2 pseudogenes are annotated in these 729 nt (G+C 71.2%); one reads left to right on the forward strand and one right to left on the reverse strand.

Features of this window, described 5'->3' with window-relative positions:
• Positions 1 to 57: 57 nt before the first annotated feature.
• Positions 58 to 249, forward strand: a pseudogene (locus A5692_RS00825) (DUF222 domain-containing protein); the annotation flags it as partial.
• Here A5692_RS00825 and A5692_RS29615 read toward each other — a convergent pair.
• Positions 226 to 729 (reverse strand): annotated as a pseudogene (locus A5692_RS29615) (DUF222 domain-containing protein); the annotation flags it as partial. The pseudogenes A5692_RS00825 and A5692_RS29615 sit on opposite strands and share 24 nt — an antisense overlap.

Below are 729 nucleotides of genomic sequence, written 5' to 3' on the forward strand. Positions count from 1 at the left end.
CAGCGCGCCGCCGCGCTGCATCTGGGTCCGCTGCTCACCGAGGCCGAACGCCGCTACCTGACCTGCGATGCCACCTGCGAAGTCTGGTTCGAACGCAACGGCGAGGTCATCGGTGCCGGCCGGGCCACGCGCACGATCAGCCGGCGGCTTCGCCGCGCGCTGGAGTATCGCCACCGCATGTGCGCGGTGCCCGGCTGTGGCGCCACCCGAGGTCTGCACGCGCATCACCTCCGGCACTGGGAAGACGGCGGCCCCACCGAGTTGGCCAACCTGGTGCTGGTCTGCCGAAGCTGTCGGTGACGGTCAGGTCGGCTGCGGGTCCGGTGATGGTGATCAGGCCGCGGTGGTGCAGCCGGTGGTGATAAGGGCAGACCAGCACCAGGTTGGCCAACTCGGTTGCGCCGCCGTCTTCCCAGTGCCGGATGTGATGGGCGTGCAGACCTCGGGTGGCGCCACAGCCGGGCACCGCGCACATGCGGTGGCGATACTCCAGCGCGCGGCGCAACCGCCGGCTGATCGTCCGTGTCGCCCGGCCGGCACCGATCACCTCGCCGTTGCGTTCGAACCAGACCTCACAGGTGGCATCGCAGGTCAGGTAGCGGCGTTCGGCCTCGGTGAGCAGCGGACCCAGATGCAGCGCGGCGGCGCGCTGCGCAACGTCGAGGTGCACCACCACGGTGGTGTGCTGCCCGTGCGGGCGGCGCGCCGCTTCGGTGTCCCACCCGGTCT

Origin of the sequence: Mycobacterium sp. E342, assembly GCF_001667665.1 — a bacterium.
GTDB lineage: Bacteria > Actinomycetota > Actinomycetes > Mycobacteriales > Mycobacteriaceae > Mycobacterium.